Annotated in this window: 13 protein-coding genes; 8 read left to right on the forward strand and 5 right to left on the reverse strand. The window is 73.7% G+C overall.

Annotated elements, in window-relative coordinates:
• Positions 1–193: 193 nt before the first annotated feature.
• Together IF23_RS0109630 and IF23_RS0109635 are read left to right on the forward strand one after the other, a co-directional pair.
• Positions 194–409, forward strand: coding sequence for an SCO2195 family GlnR-regulated protein (locus tag IF23_RS0109630; RefSeq protein ID WP_030281909.1), 216 nt, complete (start codon positions 194–196; stop codon positions 407–409).
• Positions 410–419: 10 nt separating this feature from the next.
• Positions 420–1,115: a DUF4191 domain-containing protein gene (locus IF23_RS0109635; protein ID WP_030281913.1), complete on the forward strand. Its 696-nt coding sequence runs from the start codon at positions 420–422 to the stop codon at positions 1,113–1,115.
• A gap of 149 nt (positions 1,116–1,264) precedes the next feature.
• On the opposite strand, the gene IF23_RS0109640 is transcribed toward IF23_RS0109635, so the two are convergent.
• Positions 1,265–1,732 carry an RDD family protein gene (locus tag IF23_RS0109640; RefSeq protein WP_211266141.1) on the reverse strand — a complete coding sequence of 156 codons (468 nt, stop codon included), beginning with the start codon at positions 1,730–1,732 and terminating at the stop codon, positions 1,265–1,267.
• Positions 1,733–1,979: 247 nt separating this feature from the next.
• Here IF23_RS0109640 and glnA point away from each other — a divergent pair, with 247 nt between their 5' ends.
• Positions 1,980–3,389: a type I glutamate--ammonia ligase gene (gene glnA / locus IF23_RS0109645; protein WP_030281916.1), complete on the forward strand. Its 1,410-nt coding sequence runs from the start codon at positions 1,980–1,982 to the stop codon at positions 3,387–3,389.
• A 1,112-nt stretch (positions 3,390–4,501) separates the two neighbouring features.
• On the opposite strand, the gene IF23_RS0109655 is transcribed toward glnA, so the two are convergent.
• Positions 4,502–7,732, reverse strand: a complete 3,231-nt coding sequence (locus IF23_RS0109655; RefSeq protein WP_078653884.1) for an AfsR/SARP family transcriptional regulator — start codon at positions 7,730–7,732, stop codon at positions 4,502–4,504.
• A 335-nt stretch (positions 7,733–8,067) separates the two neighbouring features.
• Between IF23_RS0109655 and IF23_RS0109665 the strand changes: the two genes are divergently transcribed.
• Positions 8,068–9,333, forward strand: coding sequence for a hypothetical protein (locus IF23_RS0109665; RefSeq protein ID WP_030281920.1), 1,266 nt, complete (start codon positions 8,068–8,070; stop codon positions 9,331–9,333).
• The gene (locus tag IF23_RS31955) at positions 9,330–9,851 is read left to right on the forward strand and encodes a hypothetical protein (protein ID WP_051739447.1); all 522 of its coding nucleotides are present in this window, start codon (positions 9,330–9,332) and stop codon (positions 9,849–9,851) included. Before IF23_RS0109665 ends, IF23_RS31955 begins: the two co-directional genes overlap by 4 nt.
• Here IF23_RS31955 and IF23_RS0109675 read toward each other — a convergent pair.
• On the reverse strand, positions 9,776–11,911 hold the full coding sequence (locus tag IF23_RS0109675; RefSeq protein ID WP_425423819.1) for an ATP-binding protein: 2,136 nt from the start codon (positions 11,909–11,911) through the stop codon (positions 9,776–9,778). The genes IF23_RS31955 and IF23_RS0109675 overlap by 76 nt on opposite strands.
• Positions 11,912–12,091: 180 nt before the next feature.
• Between IF23_RS0109675 and IF23_RS0109680 the strand changes: the two genes are divergently transcribed.
• Positions 12,092–12,952 (forward strand): Fpg/Nei family DNA glycosylase, encoded by an 861-nt coding sequence (locus IF23_RS0109680; protein ID WP_030281926.1) that lies wholly within the window; start codon positions 12,092–12,094, stop codon positions 12,950–12,952.
• 191 nt (positions 12,953–13,143) lie between these two features.
• Here the strand turns inward: IF23_RS0109680 and IF23_RS0109685 are convergent, their stop codons facing one another.
• Both IF23_RS0109685 and IF23_RS0109690 read right to left on the reverse strand, forming a co-directional pair.
• On the reverse strand, positions 13,144–14,976 hold the full coding sequence (locus tag IF23_RS0109685; protein ID WP_030281928.1) for a choline/carnitine O-acyltransferase: 1,833 nt from the start codon (positions 14,974–14,976) through the stop codon (positions 13,144–13,146).
• 77 nt (positions 14,977–15,053) lie between these two features.
• Positions 15,054–15,926: a HalD/BesD family halogenase gene (locus IF23_RS0109690; RefSeq protein ID WP_030281930.1), complete on the reverse strand. Its 873-nt coding sequence runs from the start codon at positions 15,924–15,926 to the stop codon at positions 15,054–15,056.
• A 374-nt stretch (positions 15,927–16,300) separates the two neighbouring features.
• Here IF23_RS0109690 and IF23_RS0109695 point away from each other — a divergent pair, with 374 nt between their 5' ends.
• The gene (locus IF23_RS0109695) at positions 16,301–18,328 is read left to right on the forward strand and encodes an oxidoreductase (RefSeq protein ID WP_030281932.1); all 2,028 of its coding nucleotides are present in this window, start codon (positions 16,301–16,303) and stop codon (positions 18,326–18,328) included.
• A 98-nt stretch (positions 18,329–18,426) separates the two neighbouring features.
• Positions 18,427–19,074, forward strand: a complete 648-nt coding sequence (locus tag IF23_RS0109700) for a PadR family transcriptional regulator (RefSeq protein WP_078653885.1) — start codon at positions 18,427–18,429, stop codon at positions 19,072–19,074.
• Positions 19,075–19,166 lie beyond the last annotated feature (92 nt).

Consider the following 19,166-nt stretch of genomic DNA (forward strand, 5'->3'; position numbering starts at 1 on the left):
GCTGATCGGCGCTTCCTGGCACATGCTGGGAGAACGCGGCCCGCACTCCCCCAGGCCGGGGGTTGCGCGGGCCGCTTCGTCGTCGCGCCCGGGTGTGACCGCGGGGTCATCCGCCGGAAACACCCACCGGTGACGATGGACTCACGCACCCCGTCCACCCGCCCCGCCGACCTCCCCGAGGGGGACCCCCACCATGCAGGCCGTGCCGCTCCGCGCCACCGCACGCCCCGTCCCGTCCGTCACCGGAGCGCTGCGCGCCGTCGAGGCGCTGCTGCTCGGCGGCGGACAGCGCACCGCCCGCCGCAACGCCTGGGACTCGGTCCTGGAGGACCGCCGCCGGGCCGGTGAACGGCAGGAGGCGCAGGACGTACTGGAGGCCGCGGCGACCCGCCGCCCGCGGGCCACGTAAACTTCTTGGTATGGCGAGGAAGGCAAACACAGACGGCGCTGCCGGCGCCGGCACCACCGGGCGGCTGAAGCAGATCGCCCAGACCTACAAGATGACCCGTCGGGTCGACTCCAAGGTCGGTCTTGTCGTCGCTGGCGTGGGCATCGTCGTGTTCGGCGTACTCCTCGGCATCGGCTTCGCGATCGGCCACCCCGTCTACGGGGGCATCCTGGGCTTCGTCCTGGCCTTCCTGGCGATGGCGATCGTCTTCGGGCGCCGCGCGGAGCGGGCGGCCTTCGGGCAGATGGAGGGCCAGCCGGGCGCGGCCGCCGCGGTGCTGGAGAACGTCCGCGGCTGGACGGTCACGCCCGCGGTGGCGATGAACCGCAGCCAGGACGTGGTGCACCGCGCCGTCGGCAAGGCGGGCATCGTCCTGGTCGGCGAGGGCAACCCGAACCGGCTGCGCGGCCTGCTGGCCGCCGAGAAGAAGCGGATGGCGCGTACGGTCGCCGACGCCCCGGTCCACGACTTCGTGATCGGCGAGGGCGAGGGCGAGGTGCCGCTGAAGAAGCTCCGCACCCGGCTGATGAAGCTGCCCCGGGTGCTGCCCGGCGCGCAGGTCACCGCCGTCAACGACCGGCTGCGCGCGCTCGGCGACCTGATGAGCAACATGCCGGTGCCGAAGGGCCCCATGAACATGCGGCCGCCGCGCGGCAAGATGCGCTGACGCGTCCCGGCCCGCCTCCCCACCGACCACGACGCCCCGGAGCCCGCGAAGGCTCCGGGGCGTTCCGTATGGGGCGGGCGGTCACCCAGCGTGCGGACACCGCCGCCGTTTCGTATACGCGTGCGGGCCGTACGCCGTCCGCCGCGGGCTCAGATGCGGACCTGCACCGCGCGGCTGAGGCGGTCGTGGAGTCCGCGTCCGTCGCGGTCCCAGATGACGGCGGGGATCACGATCACCAGCAGCACGGTGCGGAGCACCACCCGCGGCAGCGAGAGGCGGCCACCGCCCTCGGCGACCACCCGCAGCCCCAGCAGCCGCTTGCCGGGGGTGAACCCGACGGTGCCGACGGTCAGGATGCTCAGGACGGCGAAGACGACCAGCGCCCAGTTGCTCGCCGACTGCGCGCGACCGCCGCTGAGCAGCCCGTACGCGATGAGCATGCAGAGCGCCCAGTCGATGAAGAGGGCGGCGAAGCGGCGGCCCGGACGGGCGATGGAGCCCGGTCCCTCCTCCGGCAGACCGAGCTGCGCCCCGCGGTGCCCGAACTCGACACCCATGTCCTCGGCGGCCGCGCGGGGGCCGGAGATCCACGATCCGATTGCTTGCCTGTTGTCCACCCGACCACGGTACTGCGCGCGTGTCCGTTTCCCGGCCGAGGGGCGCCGCCGAGGGGCCGGATACGCCATGACCAGGCATGATCGAAGGTGAGACAGGCCGCTTCCCGGTTAACCGCGACGAAACAAATGGGTCATGCCCGGGAAATCACGGCTGCCTATGGTCGGGCAAGCGCGCCACTGAAGAGGGTCGCGCTCCGTGCATCAGCCCCGCGTCCGCCGACCGGTGACCGGGCCAGAAGGAGTAGGGATGTTCCAGAACGCCGACGACGCGAAGAAATACCTCGCCGATGAGGACGTCAAGTTCATCGACGTGCGGTTCTGCGACCTGCCCGGTGTGATGCAGCACGTCACGATCCCGGCGAAGGCGTTCGACCCGGACGAGGAGCTGGCGTTCGACGGCTCCTCGATCCGCGGCTTCCAGGCGATCCACGAGTCCGACATGTCGCTCCGCGCCGACCTGTCGACGGCCCGTCTCGACCCCTTCCGCCGCGACAAGACCCTGAACATCAACTTCTTCATCCACGACCCGATCACCGGCGAGCAGTACAGCCGCGACCCGCGCAACATCGCCAAGAAGGCCGAGGCGTACCTCGCCTCCACCGGCATCGCCGACACCGCCTACTTCGGCCCCGAGGCGGAGTTCTACGTCTTCGACTCGGTGCGCTTCGACACCTCCGCGAACCAGTCCTTCTACCACATCGACGCCGAGTCCGGCGCGTGGAACACCGGTTCCGAGGAGAACAACCGCGGCTACAAGGTCCGCTACAAGGGCGGCTACTTCCCCGTCCCGCCGGTCGACCACCACGCCGACCTGCGCGCCGAGATGTCGCTGGAGCTGGAGGCCGCCGGCCTGGAGATCGAGCGCCAGCACCACGAGGTCGGCACCGGCGGCCAGGCGGAGATCAACTACAAGTTCAACACGCTGCTCGCCGCCGCCGACGACCTGATGCTCTTCAAGTACATCGTGAAGAACGTCGCCTGGCGCAACGGCAAGACCGCGACCTTCATGCCCAAGCCGATCTTCGGCGACAACGGCTCCGGTATGCACGTCCACCAGTCCCTGTGGCAGGGCGGCAACCCGCTCTTCTACGACGAGCAGGGCTACGCGGGCCTCTCGGACACCGCCCGCTACTACATCGGCGGCATCCTCAAGCACGCCCCGTCGCTGCTGGCCTTCACCAACCCGACGGTGAACTCCTACCACCGCCTGGTCCCCGGCTTCGAGGCCCCGGTCAACATGGTGTACTCGCAGCGCAACCGTTCCGCCGCGATGCGTATCCCGATCACCGGCACCAACCCGAAGGCCAAGCGCGTCGAGTTCCGCGCCCCGGACCCGTCGTCCAACCCGTACCTGGCGTTCTCCGCGCTCCTCCTCGCGGGTCTGGACGGCATCAAGAACAAGATCGAGCCGGCCGAGCCGATCGACAAGGACCTCTACGAGCTGGCTCCCGAGGAGCACGCCAACGTCCAGCAGGTCCCGACCTCCCTCCCCGCGGTCCTGGAGGCCCTGGAGGCGGACAACGAGTACCTCCAGCAGGGCGGCGTCTTCACCTCCGACCTGATCGAAACCTGGATCGACTACAAGCGCACCCACGAAATCGCCCCGATCCAGCTCCGCCCCCACCCCCACGAGTTCGAGCTTTACTACGACCTGTGAGGGCGGGGTCGGGTGGCCCCACCTGACCCACCCACCACGCTCGACAGCCCGGGCCGTCACCTCCTTTCGAGAGGTGACGGCCCGGGCTTTTTGCATGGGCCGATCACGGGAGTTGCACCTTCGTACGCCTTACCGGCTCCGCGGCAGACCATCGGGGCCCTTTCGCGGGGTGGGCGGTCGACATGTGCGAGGCGACGGAAGGCGGTTGATCCGCCACAATGCGGACAACTCGGCTCGCGTCACGGTGGTGCGGGCGGTTGATGCGCCTTTGCGCCTGTCGGCGGCGACACCGTGGAAGCAGCCCTGTGTGAATTCCTGGCCCATGGCTTCTTCGACAGTGCACTGACCCCGGGCGGATGCGATCCGATCGCCCTCTCGTCACTCAGTCCGTCTCGGCGATCACACCGCACTCCTGAATCGCCACGGGACATATTTGTACGACTGCGACGCGGAGGAGACCAGGGGAATTTCATCGAGCAGGGTTATGCGTCACGTCCCTTCACGGAAAGGCGTTGGCGGTAACAGCTTTTCCGGCCCTGCGGACCTTCGCGCACTACGCACGGGACCTGACGGCACTCCGCCACCCGGAACGACTCCTGGAAGGAATTCCTGGAAGAGCGCGACCAGAGGCAGCGAGTGGATACCCACCCGACCCTGGCCACTTCGTTGCACGCGGCAGGGAAGCTCACCCCGGGGCGACCGACCACTCACACCCGAGCTTCCCTTCGCCTCTCCGCCAGTCTGCGGACGGCCACCGGAAGGGGTCGGCAGACTCGTTGAGTAACGGCTTACAGCGCCGATCCACCAGCGAGGTCGGGGGCTCTTCGCTGGCTACAGGGGCATGAAAGTCCTGGCATATTCCATAGGCAATCCATAACTTTCAACAACGGCAAATCTCCTGTACGTTGACCTCCCCGCCGGAAGATCATCGGAAGATTTCCTACTTCCGCTCCCGGCGTACCCCTCAAGCAGTCGAGATCGAAAGATATTTCACCCTTGAAGTACATACTTCGTCGCGCCACCGCAGTGGCGCTGTTCGGCATCATCGCTCTCGCCGTCGTCCCGGGCCAGGTGATGTGGCTGACCGGGCACAAGCAGGAGCAGGTGGCGGCCTAGGCGCCGTCGGCCAGGGGCTCTCGGTGGTGTGGTGCCGGTCCGGGGGTCGGTGTCTGTCGGCGGCCGAGGAGGTGGCGCAGGGTGTCCGCCTCGCCTCGGGCGCCCAGGCGGTGGAAGAGCATCAGGGCCCGCTCCGCGTAGGAGCGGGCCGTTTCCTTGTCGTGGAGTTGCAGGTGGGTGCGGGCGATTCCGGCCAGGGCGTCGGCGATGCCGCGGCGGAGGTCGAAGTCCTCGGCGAGGCGGCGGGCGCGGTCGTAGGTTTCCAGGGCCGTAGCGGACTCCCCGGCCAGGCGGTGGGCGTCGGCCCGGCCCACCATGGCGCGTTGCCGCTCGTAGACGTTGCCGAGGCGCAGGGCCAGCTCCTCCGCGGTGCGCAGGTGGCGCATCGCCTCCTCCGTGCGACCGGCCGCGGCGTGTGTCCGGCCCAGTCCGATCAGGGAGTTCAGCTCTCCGACGGCGTCGCCGCGGGCGCGGTTGCGGGACAGGGCCCGGCGGAAGAACGCCTGGGCCTGATCGAGTCGGTTCATACCGAGGTGGACGTCGCCCAGGTTGTTGTCGAGGATCGTGGCCTCCCGCGCGCCACCGAACCTCCGGACCAGCTTCAGGGACTGTTCGTAGTGGTGTAGCGCCTGTTCCCGCCGCCCCTCGTGGAAGTGGATCTCGCCCATGTTGTTGAGGGCTTTGGCCTGACCGTGCAGATCCCCGAGTCCGCTCTGGATGTGCAGCATCTCGACGAAGCAGCGCATCGCCCGCGGATAGTCGGCGCCGAAGATCAGTCCGGCGCCCTGGACGTTGAGGCTCTCGGCCACGCCGTACCGGTCGCCGGTCACCCGGTACAGCTCCCGCGCCCGTTCCAGCGCGTCTCCGCAGGCGTCACTGCGACCGGCCGCCAGATGGGCCCGGCCGGTCTGCAGGGAGGCGTCGGCGCGCCCCTGGTCGTCGCCGAGGGTCTCGAAGAGCGCGTACGCCTCGGAGGCGCAGCTCAGGGCCTGTACGGAGTCCGACTGGGCCAGGACGTCGGCGCGGGCCACCAGGGAACGGGCCAGGGTGGCGCGGTCGTCGGTGCCCCGGAGCGCGGTGACGGCGACGGCGAGCAGTTCGGCCGCTGCCTCGCCGATGCCCCACAGCTTGAGGGAGTGGAGGAGGGCGAGCGGGAACAGGGTGGCGAACTCCGGGAATTCGGCGGCCGCGGTGCGGGCCGCGGCCAGGAGGTTGGCGCGCTCCACGGTGAGCCAGACGGCGGCGCGGTCGGCGGCACCGTCGCCGGTGGCGGCGAAGTCCGGCGCGTAGGGGGACTCCCGGTCCAGGGCGAGGGACCACCGCCGTCCCGGGTGGGCGGCGCGTTCCGCGCGGTCGGCGGCGGTCAGGTAGTACGAGAGGAGCCCGCCCATCGCCTGGCGGCGCGCGTAGCGGGGGACCTCCATGCGGCACATGCGGCGGCCGAACGCCCGGGAGAGGTCGTGGAGTTGGTAGCGGTCGCGGATGGGTTCCTCGATGAGGTGCCGGTCCAGCAGCTCCTCCGCGGCGCGGCGGATCTCGTCCGGCGGCGCGGTGCACAGGGCGGCCGCCGCGTCGACGGTGATGTCCGGGCCCGGGTGGAGCGCCGCGTACCGGAAGAGCCGCCGGGCCGCGGGGCGGAGGTCGGCGAAGGAGAGCTGGAAGGCCGCGGTGACGCGTTCGCCGATCTCGTCGAGGGGGTCGTCGGCGTGGGCCAGGCGTCCGGCGACGTACTCCAGGTCCCAGGTGTCGCGGTGGCGTAATCGCCCGGCGAGGAGCTGCAGGGTGAGCGGGTGGCCGCCGAAGATCCGCAGGATGCGGCGGAGCGCGGCGTCCGAGGAGCGGCCACGGCCGGCGACCCGGGTGAAGAGCGCGGACGCCTCGGAGAGCGAGAGTTCGTGGAGCAGCAGGGAGGTGGCGCTGTGCAGTTCGGTCAGGCGGTTGCGGCTGGCCACGATCGCCCGGCAGCTCGCGGCGCCGGGGAGCAGCGGGAGGATCTGGTCGGCGTCCCGGGCGTTGTCCAGCACGACCAGCACCCGGCGGTGGGCGGTCCACTCCCGCCAGCAGGCCACCCGTTCGTCGAAGGTGTCCGGGAGCGGATCGGGGACACCGGCGCTGTGCAGGAGGAAGGTGAGCGCCTCGGCGGGCTCGTACGCGGGCTGGTCGCTGTAGGCGCGCAGGTCGACGTAGAGCAGGCCGTCGGGGTAGCTGGTGCGCAGGCGGTGGGCGGCGTGGACGACGAGGGCGGTCTTGCCGACGCCGGGCATGCCGTGGACGACGGTCAGCGGCAGCGCGGTGGTGTGGCCCTCGGGCGGCGGGGTGGCGAGCAGGGTGCGCAGTTCGCCGGTGCGGCCGGTGAAGTCCTTGGTGTCGCGGGGCAGGGTGCTGCTCCCCCCGGTGCGCGGCGGTGCGCCGGGGGTCTGTCCGAGGCGGGCGGTGGGGGGCGCGGGCGGCGGAGGCGGCGCGTCCAGCGTGGCGTCCTGCGCGAGGATGCGGCGTTGCAGGGTCCGCAGGTCGGCCCCGGGGTCGATGCCGAGCTGGTCGTGGAGGTGGCGCCGGGTGGCGGCGTACAGCTCCAGGGCCTCGCCGTCGCGGCCGGAGCGGTAGAGCGCCAGCATCAGGGCGGCGACGGCGCGCTGGGCGAGCGGGTTCTCCGCCACGAGGTCGCGGAGTTCGCCGATCAGGTCGGTGTGGCGGCCCAGTTCCAGCTCCAGGCGGATGCGTTCCTCCTGGAGGGAGCGGCGGTCCTCGGTGAGGCGGGCGCCCACCGCCGCGGCCCAGGCGCCGGGGAACTCGGCGAGCGGCTCGCCCCGCCACAGCGCCTGGGCACGCCGCAGATGGGCGACGGCTGCCTCCCGGTCCCCGTGGGCCTGGGCCGCGCGTGCCTCGGCGCGGATCCGGCGCAGACGGGAGAGGTCGACGTCGTCGGGGTCCGCGACGGTGAGCCGGTAGCGGCGCGGGGAGACCAGGTCGATACGGGCCCGGTCGCCGACCGTTCTGGTGAGGGTGGTGCGTAGCCGCGACAGATAGCTCTGCAAGGTGGCCACGGGAGAGTCCAGGGTCTCGTCCTCCTCGCCCCAGACGCGGTCCAGCAGTGTCTCGACGCCCACCGGCTCGCCCTGCGCGTACAGCAGGGAGGCGAGCACATGGCGCGCCTTGGGTGAGCCGATCGGCCACTGGCGGCCGTCGTGCCACAGTTCGAGCGGCCCCAGCAACAGAAGTTCCACCATCGCCCCCTGATGGTTCGCCTTCCCACCCCCGCCCGGAGGTCACCGGGCACCTGGGCAAGGCTCTTCTCACTGTTGCCCGGTGCCGGGGGGACCGGAGGGGGCGGGCAGGGGCGCACCGTCGCGCCAGGGGCGCACGTGCCGAGGGCAGCTTCCGCACCCGCTCCGACCGGCGGCTCAGGGACCGTACAGGGATTCTGCAGGCCCGGCGACAGGTCTCCCCCGCACAGTGGGCACCGCGGCGGAAGGGGTCGCACACGCGGGACCGGCCGAGGGGGCGGGCACCGCGGTCACATCGCAGGGAGCGGCCGATCGGGCCGGAACATGGGGGAGTTCGGATGAGTGTGACGGTATCGGGGTTCGAGTGGCGGCATGTGCCGCTGCGGTTGGACGTCGAACGGTGGGCCACCCGCCGGGTCCGTAAGAAGATTCTCGCGGTGGTGCACACGGTCACCGCGGGGCAGCGGCTGCTGGACGCGGTGCAGTTGCTCGCCGGGGACCCGCGGCTACAGGTGATCTTCACGGTCGCGCCCGACGTCTTCGGCCACGGCGTGGACGCCTTCCTGGAGGGCACCCGGGCGCTGGTGCTGCCCTGGGCGCAGGCCGTGAACATCCCGTTCGACCTGGCGCTGGCGGCCAGCCACGGCAGCCTGCACGAGCTGCACGCACCGGTGATCGTGCTGCCGCACGGCGTGGGGCACAACAAGGTCGTGTCGTCGCCGACCGGGGGCGCCGCCCCGGCGGCCGGTCCGGCGGAGCGCGGGGTGTACGGGCTCAGCCGCCAGCGGCTGGTCCGGGACGGCGCGGTCATCCCGGCGGCGATCGTGCTCTCGCACGCCGAGGAGCTGGCCCGGCTCGGCCGTGAGTGCCCGGAGGCGGTCCCGGTGGCCCATGTGGTCGGGGACCCCTGCTACGACCGGATCAGGGCAAGCATGCCGTCGCGGGCGCTGTACCGGCAGGCGCTGCGGACCGGGGCGCGCCAGGAACTGCTGCTCGCCTGCTCCACCTGGGGGCCGCAGTCGCTGCTGGGCGAGGAGTGGGAGCTGCTGGAACGGCTGGCGGCGGATCTTCCGCGGGAGGAGTACAGCATCGCGCTGATGCTGCACCCGAACGTCTGGAACGCCCACGGGGAGTGGCAGATCAAGAGCTGGCTGACCCGGCTCGGGCGCGCCGGGGTGCAGGTCATCAGCCAGTACTCGGACTGGTGCGGCGCGGTCGTCGCGTCCGACATCATCGTCGGCGACCACGGCTCGGCCGCCCTGTACGGGACGATGACCGGCGCCCGGGTGCTGACCACGGGCTCGGCCAAGGCGGAGCTGGACCCGGGCTCCCCCATGGCCGAACTGCGGTCCTTCGCGCCGCGGTTGCGGGCCGACCGTCCGCTGCGGCGGCAGCTGCGCGCCCCAGCCGCGGCGGCCCGGCCGGAGCTGTACGCCCGGGTGGCCGCCCGGCTCACGTCGGAGCCCGGACGGTTCGCCCGCCGGATGCGGTCGCTGATCTACCGGACGCTGCGGCTGCGGGCACCGGCCGCGCGGCTGGTGCAGGAGACGGCGTCGCAACCGGTCACCCTGGACTTCCGGGTACCGGGCGGGGCGGAGACATGACGGCGCGGTGGCTGGACCTCCACGGTCCCGGCGGGGTGCTGCGCGCCGCCGTCGAGGAGACGCCGGTGCCGGAGACCGGGACGGCGGTGCGGACCGCGGTCCGGCTCCGGCTGCCGGGCGGCGGGCGGGTGACCGATCACCATCTGCGCGTCGCGCCGCCGGCCCCGCGCCCGTGGCCGCTGCTCGCCGATGTGCTGGTGGTGCGGGACCCGGAGCGGGCCGGGGCGGCGCACCTCGCGCCCGGCGCCGCGGTGGTGGCGCTGCCGCGGGGGCCGTCGGGGTGCCGGTTGCGGTGCGGGCCGCGGCGGGACGCCTGGGTGGTGCTGGGCGCGGGGCACGCCGCCGTGGCGCCGTGGGAGGTGTGGGCCTCGCTGGCGCACGCCTGGCTGGTGGCCGGGCTGCCGGTGCGGGAGCTGGTGGCGGCGCGGGCCGCTCCGGCCGGTCATCCGGCGGCGCCGAGCGCGCCCAACCGGGCCCGGACGGCGTCGGCGCGTTCCTTGCGGTGCACGTCGACGTAGAGGCGCAGCGCCTCCTCGTAGCGGGCCCTGGCCAGCGGGGTCTCCCCGCGGTCCCGGGCGATCTCGGCCAGGGACTCCAGGGCCCGTGCGACCTCGTAGCCCGCGTCGACGCCGCGGAGCACGGCCAGCGCCTCGGCGAGCAGGCCCTCCGCCTCGGCCGCCGCCCCGGCGAGCAGGCGGGCCCGGCCCAGGACGGTCGTCGCGCGGGCCGCGTTGTACGGGTCGCCCGCCTCCCGCAGGGTGTCGCGGGCCGCCCGGGCGGCGGTCGCGGCGTCCTCGGGGCGGGCGGCGTCGAGGGCGATACCGGCGGCGTTGAGGCGGGCCAGGGCCCCGGCGCGCGGGTCGCCGTGGCGGGGCAGTTCGGCCGCGGCGCGGGCGAACAGCTCCGCGGCCGCCGCCGGTTCGCCGCGGCGCTGGAGGGCGAGGCCGCGGTAGTTGAGCGTCCGGGCGTGGCCCAGGGCGTCGCCGTCCGCGGCCAGGATCTCCGCCGCCGCCTCGAACATCTCCAGGGCCCGGTCGTGCGCGCCGCGTCCCAGTTCGCCCAGGCCGCCGGAGGTCAGCATCCGGGCCTGCGCCGGGCGGTCGCCGTGCGCCCGGGCCGCCGCCAGCCCCTCGCCGTGCACGGTGCGCCAGTGGTCGTAGTGCTTGCGGCGCGGGAAGAGCGGCCACAGGGCGTCGGCCAGCTGCCAGCTGAACCACGGGAAGTCGGTGGTCCGTACGCGCCGGATGACCGCGACGAGGTCGGGCAGCTCCCGCTCCAGCCAGTCCAGCGCCGCCTCCGCGTCCCCGTCGCCGAAGGGCGCGGGGTGTGCCGCCCGGGCGGCCGGATCGCGCTCCAGGGTGGGGCGCCGCGGCTCGACGGCGTGCTCGGCGCGGGTGGCGAGGGCGAGGTAGTGCCCGGCGACCCGGCGCAGTGCCGCGGCGCGTTCCGCCGCCGGTTCCTCCTCCTCGGCCCGGGCCAGCGCGTGCAGCCGTACGAGGTCGTGGAAGCGGTAGCGGTCCTCACCCGTCTCGGTGATGAGGTGTGTGTCGTGGAGGGCGTCGAGGAGGTCCGCGGCCGCACCCGCCGTCGCCCCGGTGGGGGCCAGCAGGGCCGCCGCGAGGCCGTCGTCGAAGTGTCTGCCCGGGTGGGTGCCGAGCAGCCGGTAGAGCCGGGCGGCGTCGGCGGGCAGGCCGCGGTAGGACAGGTCCAGGGCGGCGCGCACGCTGCGGTCCCCGTCGATGGCCAGGGCGTCGAGGCGTCCGCGCTCCTCGGACAGCGCGCCGACCATCATGGCGATGCTGCGCCGCGGCCGGGCGGCGAGGCGGGCGCCGACGACGCGTACGGCGAGCGGGAGACCGGCGCAGAGGGCGACCAGGGCGAGGGCGTCCTCGGGGCATTCGGCCACCCGGCGGTCCCCGAGGGTGTCGGCGAGGAGTTCCATGGCGTCCACCGGGGCGAGCGGTTCGAGGTGGAGTTGGTGGCCGCCTTCGAGGGTGAGGCCGGTCATCCGCCCCCGGCTGGTGACCACGGTGACGCTGTCCCCGCCGGGCAGCAGCGGGCGGACGTGGGCCGCGCTCTCGGCGTCGTCCAGGAGCACCGCGACCGGGCGCCGGGAGGTCAGCGAGCGGTACAGCGCCGCGCGTTCGGCGAGGGTGTGCGGCACCTGCTGCGGGGCGACGCCGAGACCGCGCAGGAAGCGGCTGAGCGTCTCCGCCGGGTCGACGGGGCCGCTCGGCGACCGCGCGCCCAGGTCGGCGTAGAGCTGTCCCCCGGGCAGGGACGGCCGCAGGGTGTGCAGCCAGCCCAGGGCGAGGGCGGTCTTGCCGACGCCGCCCAGGCCGCTGATGGCCGCCAGGAAGGGGTGCCCGCGGTGGGCGGAGCGGTCGCGGCGGCGTCCGAGGAACAGCAGCTCGTCCACGCGGTCGGTGAGCGGCACGGCGGGTGGTAACTGCCACGGTATCGGCGGGAGGACGGGTTCCTGGTTCCCGATGTAGACATCGCCGTGGATGATCCCCGCCTGCACGCTGGGGCCCAGGACCTGCCCGCTGACGTCGTTGTGAACGCTTGGCTCGTCCACCGGCATGCGCCCCCTTTTGCACGGTCTCCGGCTGCACCCGGACTCCTGCATGAGTATGTCCGAGGACGCGGCGCGGGAAGCGGCGGCGGCGCCCGGCCGTCGCGCCGTGCGGGTGGTGGTTCCCCGGCCCGTCGCCGCTCCGGCCGGGCCGGACGGGCCCGTAGGCGGCACACTGACCCCATGCCCGAATTGCCGGAAGTCGAGTCGCTTGTTCGGTACCTGCGGGGGCGGGTCGTGGGGAAGGCCGTGGGGCGGGTGTTCCCGGTGGCGGTCAGTGTGCTCAAGACGTACGAGCCCGCCGTGACGGAGTTGGAGGGGCGGGTGTGCGGGGGCGTCGTGCGGTGGGGGAAGTTTCTGGATGTGGAGGTCGGGGGGTTGCATCTGGTGATGCATCTGGGGCGGGCCGGGTGGGTGCGGTGGCGGGAGGAGGTGCCGGCGGCGCCGCCGCGGCCGGGGAAGGGGCTGTTGGCGTTGCGGGTGCGGCTGGTGGCGGGCGACGGGTTCGACGTGACGGAGGCGGGGACCCGTAAGCAGGCGGCGGTGTATGTGGTGCGGGATCCGCGGGAGGTGCCCGGGGTGGCGCGGCTGGGGCCCGATCCGCTCGGGGACGGTTTCACCCGGGAGGCGTTCGGGCGGCTGCTGGCCGGGGAGCGGCGGCAGATCAAGGGCGTGCTGCGGGACCAGGGGGTGCTGGCCGGGATCGGGAACGCGTACTCGGACGAGATTCTGCACGTCGCCCGGATGTCACCGTTCAGGGCGGCGGCGTCGCTGACGGACGGGGAGACCGATGTGCTGTACGCGGCGGTCGGGACGACGCTGACGGAGGCGGTGGCGCGGTCGGGCGGGCTGGAGCCGGGGAAGCTGAAGGCGGAGAAGAAGAGCGGGATGCGGGTGCACGGGCGGGCCGGTGAGGCGTGCCCGGTGTGCGGGGACACGGTGCGGGAGGTCGTGTACCGGGACCGGTCGATGCAGTACTGCCCGACGTGTCAGACGGGCGGGAAGATCCTGGCGGACCGGCGGATGTCGCGGTTGTTGAAGTGAGGGGAGCGGCGGGAGCCGGGGGCCTCGCCCGGCCCCCGGCTCCCCAGCCTGCGGCCCCGGCCTCCCGGCTCCCGGCCCGGTCCTCGCCCGGCCGGGAGGACGACCGGCCCGTGGGGCAGACAGCCCCGTGGGACGGGCAGCCCCGTGGGGCAGACAGCCCCGCGGGCCGGGCAGCCCCTACCGCCCCCTCCTCACCCCTCCCCCAACAGCTCCCGCAGCTCCGCCACCGCCCGCCGCAGCTCCGCCGCGAAGGTGTGCATGGGGCCTGCGACCGCTTCGGGGGTGCTGAGGTAGAGGTGGAAGCGGTCGGGGAGGAGGACGTAGGCGACGCCGATGCAGCGGCTGCTGGTGGAGCCGAAGCCGAAGTACTGGATGTGGGTGGAGGGGGCGGAGCTGGTGCTGAGGTAGTCGTCGCGCATGGTCAGCCAGCCCGGGGAGCGGTAGAGGGCGGGCCGGTCGGGGAGGCCTAGCTCCTGGCCGCGGCGGCGCTGGATCAGCTCCAGTTCCCACAGGTGCTGTTCGGGGGCGCGGCCCGCCTGGCACTCCTTGGCGCGGGTGACATGGGCCGCGGCGGCGGCACGGGCGGCGGCGCGGCGGGTGGCGGGGGCGGCCGCCGGGTCCTCCATCGCGGCGACGAAGTGCCGGATCTCCTCGGTGACCACCCGCATCGCCTCGGTGCGGCCGCGGCGCCACTGCCGGGTGGCGATCGATTCGTAGGTGGCGCCGAGGTGGCCCTTGGCGCGCCGGTGGGCGAGTTGGTAGGCGAGTTGGACGAAGGCGTCCGGGGAGACGCCGAGGGCCTTGGCGGTGTCGGCGCCGAAGTCGTCGAAGGCGACGGTGCGGGTGGCGGTGGCCGCGCCGTACGCGGTGAAGGCGTCGGCGGCGGCGCGGATGCGGGCGCGGGTGGCGTCGTCGGTGGTGAAGGGGAGCGGGGACGGCTCGGGCGGGCCCTGGGTGCGGGCACCGGCGCGGCGGGCGTGGTCCTCGGGGGTGGTGGCGAGGAGCCCGTCGACGAAGGCGAGGACGGTGGTGCCGTCCAGTTCACAGTGTTCGATGTTGATCCCGGCGCGGCCGTCGGCGAAGACGACGAAGGAGACGGCCTTGTCGAACCAGCGGTTGCCGCGGTCGCCGTACAGCAGCTCGTCGCACGCCTCCTGGATGCCGTCGGGGGCGAAGTCCTCCAGGCAGACGCAGAAGAGGGCGGTTTCGACGGTGTCGAGGGCGGCGGCGTTGCCGGGGTCGGTGCGCAGGTCGGCGCGGACCTCGGCCCAGGCGGCGCGGGCGAGGGTGGTGAGGTGGCCGACGGAGGTGCCCGGCTCGGCGGGGTCGGCGCCCGCCTTGCGGACGGCGTCGAGCGCGGTGCGCAGGTCGTCGAGCCCGTAGGGGGTGCCGTCGGGGGCGAGGACGTCGAGGCGGAACATCCGGCCGTGGAAGAAGACCACGATGTGGCGGGCGCGGGAGGGGCCGGGCCACTCGGCGGAGTACGGGGCGCGGACGGTGTCCTGGTCGGTGCCGGGGATGCGGGTGGTGGAGAAGAGGTAGCGGTGCTGGTCCATCGACTGCGGGCGACCGCGCTGGACGACGGGGGCCAGCCGCTCCTCGTCGAGGAGGCGCTTGTGGTGGAGGGCGCCCATGATCAGCCCGGCGGCGCGGTCGAGTTGGGGGTCGCTCCCGGGTGCGGCGGGGTCCTCGTCGCGGAAGAGGAAGAAGAAGTTGGCGTTGAGGGCGATGCGGTCGCGGCGGCCGAGGTAGCGGTAGGGCCAGAAGGTGTCGAGCCAGCTGTGGGTGGTGGGGAGCGCGTCGTAGGCGGCGAGGGCGGCGTGCAGGACGGGGCCGGGTCCTTCGGGGGCGCGGAAGGCGGCGACCTCGGCCTCGGTCGCGGCGCGTTCGGCGTCGGTCAGCAGCGGGCGGCACCACTCCAGGAAGAGGGCGCAGCTCTCCTCAAGGGTGGGCAGCGGCACCTTCGGGAGCTGGTCGTCGTGGGCGAAGGTGGTGCCGGGTGCGGGGTCCTCGGGTGTGGGCATGGCGGCTCTCGATTCGACGGTGGCGTACGGGACAGCGTGGTAACGGGGCAACGAGCCGGAATCGTACGGGGGTTGAGTCAGTCCAGCAGGGTGTCGCCGCGGACGGTGCGGCGGGCGGCGGCGAGGTGGGCGGGGAGGACCCGGCCGAAGAGCTGGCGGGTGCGGGCGACGGAGCCGATGACGCCGGGGCGCTCGCTGTAGGCGAAGATCGCGGAGTGGCGGGCGCGGGCGCCGCGGACCGGGCTGACCCGGTGCAGGGAGTAGCGGCCACGGAAGAGCTGGAGGTCGCCGGGGCGCAGCGGGAGGCGGTGGACGAGGTGGCCGCCGTCGCCGTCGAGGACGGCGCGGACGTCGTCGAAGCGTTCGTCGTCGGCGGTGCGGATGCCGGGGCAGTACTCGAAGTCGCCGCCGTCGGTGGCTTCCTGGGTGAGCATGCTGACGGTGAACTCGTTGGTGTCGAAGTGCCAGGGGTGGTCCATGCCCGGTTCGACGACGTTGAGGACGAGTCCGGCGAGCGGGTCGGCGAGCGGGTGCAGCCGGGGCAGACCGAAGCAGGCGGCGAGGAAGCGCTGGAAGTCCGGGTCGGTGTGGAGGCGGCTGATGAGCGCGTCGGCGGGGATGCGGTCGCGGGGGACGAAGGCGTTGCCGCGGCGGAAGGTGCGGCGTCCGGGGTGGCCGTCGGGCAGCGGGGTGTCGGTGGCGATGTTGTAGACGTTGACGGTCTCGGTGGCGAAGTGGGCGCGGGGGGCGAGCGCCGCGCACTCCTCGCGGAGGGTGTCGCGCCGCGGTGGGCGGAGGAAGTCCGTGAGGACGGTGCAGCCGTGGGTGCGCAGATCGCGGCGGGCCCGGTCGACGACGGTGCGGGCGGCGGGGGCGTCGGGGTCGGCGAGGGGGTAGCGGTCGGTGTCGACGAGGTGGTCGAGCGTGAGCGTCGTGGGCGGTGTGCTCATGCGGTCCCTTCCGTGTGCGGGCGGGCGGGCATCGCGGCGCGCGGCGTCGTTCCCGGGCGGGGCGCGCCGGAGGCCACCCCTCGGAATGCGGCAACTCTACTGACAGGTAACAGAGTTGGGGGCGCGGGAGGCGGAAGTTCGCTGTGAGACGGCCCACGGTGTTCCGCTTCCGGGCGGCCGTGGCGGGGGCGCGCAGGTGGGACGCGGGCGCCGGGGGCGCGCGGGCGGGGCGGTCGCGGCGGGGGCGGGCGCCCCGCGAGGGGGACGGACGGGCGGACCGTCGCCTGGGTCACTCTTTTATGCAACTTGTTGCATATCCCGGCTCCGGTGCCCTAGAACGTCCCTGACGACCGCCGCTGCGCCAGGAGGACCCGATGCGCCCGAGCCCGTACCCGTATCTGCTGAGCCCGCTCGACCTGGGCTCCGTGACGCTGCCCAACCGAGCGCTGATGGGGTCGATGCACCTCGGTCTGGAGGAGGCGCCGGGCGGGTTCGCGCGGATGGCCGCGTTCTACGCGGAGCGGGCGCGCGGCGGCGTCGGTCTGATCGTCACCGGCGGGTTCGCACCCAACCACGCCGGGCGGCTCTTCGCGGGCGGGGCGGCGCTGACGACCGAGGCGGAGGCCGCCGAGCACCGGCAGATCACCGGGGCGGTGCACCGCGAGGGCGGCCGGATCGCGCTCCAGCTGCTGCACGGCGGCCGGTACGCGCACCACCCGGACCTGGTGGCGCCGAGCGCGCTCCAGGCGCCGATCAGCCCGTTCACCCCGCACGCGCTGACCGACGACGAGGTCGAGCGGACCGTCGAGGACTTCGCCCGCGCCGCGGAGCTGGCCCGCTCCGCCGGGTACGACGGCGTCGAGATCATGGGCTCCGAGGGCTATCTGATCAACGAGTTCCTGGTGACCGCCACCAACCGGCGCACCGACCGGTGGGGCGGTTCGTACGAGAACCGGATGCGGTTCCCGGTGGAGATCGTGCGGCGGGTGCGGGAGCGGACCGGGCCGGACTTCCTGATCATCTACCGGCTCTCCATGCTCGACCTGGTGCCGGACGGCTCCACGCTGCCGGAGGTGGTCGCGCTGGCGGAGGCGGTCGAGGCGGCCGGGGCGACGCTGCTCAACACCGGGATCGGCTGGCACGAGGCGCGCATCCCGACCATCGCCACCTCCGTGCCGCGCGGCGCGTACTCCTGGGTGACGCGGCGGGTGCGCGAGGCGGTGAAGCTGCCGCTGGTCGCGGTGAACCGCATCAACACCCCGGACGTCGCGGAGGAGTTGCTGTCGGGCGGGGCGGCCGACATGGTCGCGATGGCGCGGCCGTTCCTCGCCGACCCGGAGTTCGTCGCCAAGGCCGGACGGGGCGAGCCGGAGGCGATCAACACCTGCATCGGCTGCAACCAGGCGTGCCTCGACCACACCTTCAGCGGGAAGCTCACCTCCTGTCTGGTCAACCCGCGGGCCTGCCACGAGACGGAGCTGGTGCTCTCGCCGACCCGGCGGCGCAAGCAGCTCGCCGTGGTGGGCGCCGGGCCCGCCGGGCTGGCCTGCGCGGTGTCGGCGGCGGAACGCGGCCACGCCGTCACGCTCTTCGACGCCGCCGACACGATCGGCGGGCAGCTCGACATCGCCCGCCGCATCCCCGGCAAGGAGGAGTTCGACGAGACGCTGCGCTACTTCCGCCATGCGCTGGAGCGGTGGCGGGTCGACGTCCGCCTCGGCACGCGGGTCACCGCCGGGACGCTGGCGGGCGCCGGGTACGACGAGATCGTGCTGGCCACCGGCGTCACCCCGCGCACCCCGCCGATCCCCGGCGCCGACCGGCCGGACGTGCTCGGCTACCTCGACGTGCTGCGGGACGGGGCGCCGGTCGGGGAGCGCGTCGCGGTCATCGGCGCGGGCGGCATCGGCTTCGACGTCGCGGCGTTCCTGACGGACGGCGGCGCACCGGCGAGCCGGGACCCGGAGGTCTTCTTCCGGCGGTGGGGCGTCGACACCGGCTACGGCGCCCGGGGCGGGCTGACCGCGCCGGAGCGGACCGCGCCGCCGCGCCGGGTCCACCTCCTCCAGCGCAGCACCACCAAGGTCGGCGCGGGTCTGGGGAAGACCACCGGCTGGATCCACCGCGCCGAACTCCGCCACCGCGGCGTGACGACGGTCGCGGGCGCCACGTACCACCGCATCGACGACGAGGGGCTGCATCTGACGGTCGACGGGGAGCGGCAGGTGCTCGCGGTGGACACGGTCGTGCTCTGCACCGGCCAGGAGCCGCGGCGCGAGCTGTACGACGCGCTGGTCCGGGACGGGCACTCGGTCCATCTGATCGGCGGCGCGGAGGTGGCGGCCGAACTCGACGCCAAGCGGGCGATCGACGGCGGGACCCGGCTCGCGGCGAGGCTGTGAGACGGCGCGTCCGCCCGGGGCCGCCCGGCTCCGGGCGGACACGGACCGGCCGTCCCCGGCCCCGGGTCCGGGCGGCGGGCCCGGCCTAGGATGCGTCCATGTCCCTGCCGTACGCCATCCTCACCGCCCTGCTGGAGAAGCCGTCGTCGGGGCTGGAGCTGACGCGGCGGTTCGACAGGTCGATCGGCTATTTCTGGTCGGCGACACATCAGCAGATCTACCGCGAACTGGGCAAATTGGAGGCGTCCGGACTGATCCGGGCGCTCCCCGCGGCGCAGTCGGCCCGCGGGCAGAAGAAGGAGTTCGAGGTCCTGCCCTCGGGCCGCGCCGCGCTGACCGCCTGGGCGGCCGAACCGCAGGACCCCAAGCCGCACCGGGACGCCCTGCTGCTGCGGATGCGGGCCGCGGCCGTGGTGGGACACACCGGGCTCGATGACGAACTGCGCCGCCATCTCGCGCTGCACCGGCGGCAGTTGGCAGAGTACACCGCGATCGAGGAACGCGACTTCGCGACCGCCGCGTCATCCGCCGAGCGGCTGCAGCGGCTGGTGATGCGCGCCGGGATCGAGCTGGAGACGTTCTGGATCACCTGGCTGACATCGGCACTGGCGGAGCTGGCGGACATGCCGGAGCCGCCGGAGCTACCGGATGCGGCGGATGCGACGGATACGGCGGACCCCGGGAGCCCGGGTCCGGGTGGCGCGGAGGGCGCGGAGGGCGCGGAGGGCGCGGAGGGCGCGCCCTGACCCGCGCGGCACCGGGCCGGACCGGTCCCGGGCCGATCCCTCCCGGGATTGATAACCCCCGGGCGATCAAACCGCGTTGAGGTGCCATCACT

The organism is Streptomyces catenulae (genome assembly GCF_000718015.1).
In the GTDB taxonomy this organism is placed as follows: Bacteria; Actinomycetota; Actinomycetes; order Streptomycetales; family Streptomycetaceae; genus Streptomyces; species Streptomyces catenulae.

Excerpts from the sequence above, each read along its gene's own strand:
- IF23_RS0109630 (WP_030281909.1), top strand. The coding sequence starts at position 194 with ATGCAGGCCGTGCCGCTCCGCGCCACCGCACGCCCCGTCCCGTCCGTC.
- IF23_RS0109635 (WP_030281913.1), top strand. The coding sequence starts at position 420 with ATGGCGAGGAAGGCAAACACAGACGGCGCTGCCGGCGCCGGCACCACC.
- glnA (WP_030281916.1), top strand. The coding sequence starts at position 1,980 with ATGTTCCAGAACGCCGACGACGCGAAGAAATACCTCGCCGATGAGGAC.
- IF23_RS0109655 (WP_078653884.1), bottom strand. The coding sequence starts at position 7,732 with ATGGTGGAACTTCTGTTGCTGGGGCCGCTCGAACTGTGGCACGACGGC.
- IF23_RS0109665 (WP_030281920.1), top strand. The coding sequence starts at position 8,068 with ATGAGTGTGACGGTATCGGGGTTCGAGTGGCGGCATGTGCCGCTGCGG.
- IF23_RS31955 (WP_051739447.1), top strand. The coding sequence starts at position 9,330 with ATGACGGCGCGGTGGCTGGACCTCCACGGTCCCGGCGGGGTGCTGCGC.
- IF23_RS0109680 (WP_030281926.1), top strand. The coding sequence starts at position 12,092 with ATGCCCGAATTGCCGGAAGTCGAGTCGCTTGTTCGGTACCTGCGGGGG.
- IF23_RS0109685 (WP_030281928.1), bottom strand. The coding sequence starts at position 14,976 with ATGCCCACACCCGAGGACCCCGCACCCGGCACCACCTTCGCCCACGAC.
- IF23_RS0109690 (WP_030281930.1), bottom strand. The coding sequence starts at position 15,926 with ATGAGCACACCGCCCACGACGCTCACGCTCGACCACCTCGTCGACACC.
- IF23_RS0109695 (WP_030281932.1), top strand. The coding sequence starts at position 16,301 with ATGCGCCCGAGCCCGTACCCGTATCTGCTGAGCCCGCTCGACCTGGGC.
- IF23_RS0109700 (WP_078653885.1), top strand. The coding sequence starts at position 18,427 with ATGTCCCTGCCGTACGCCATCCTCACCGCCCTGCTGGAGAAGCCGTCG.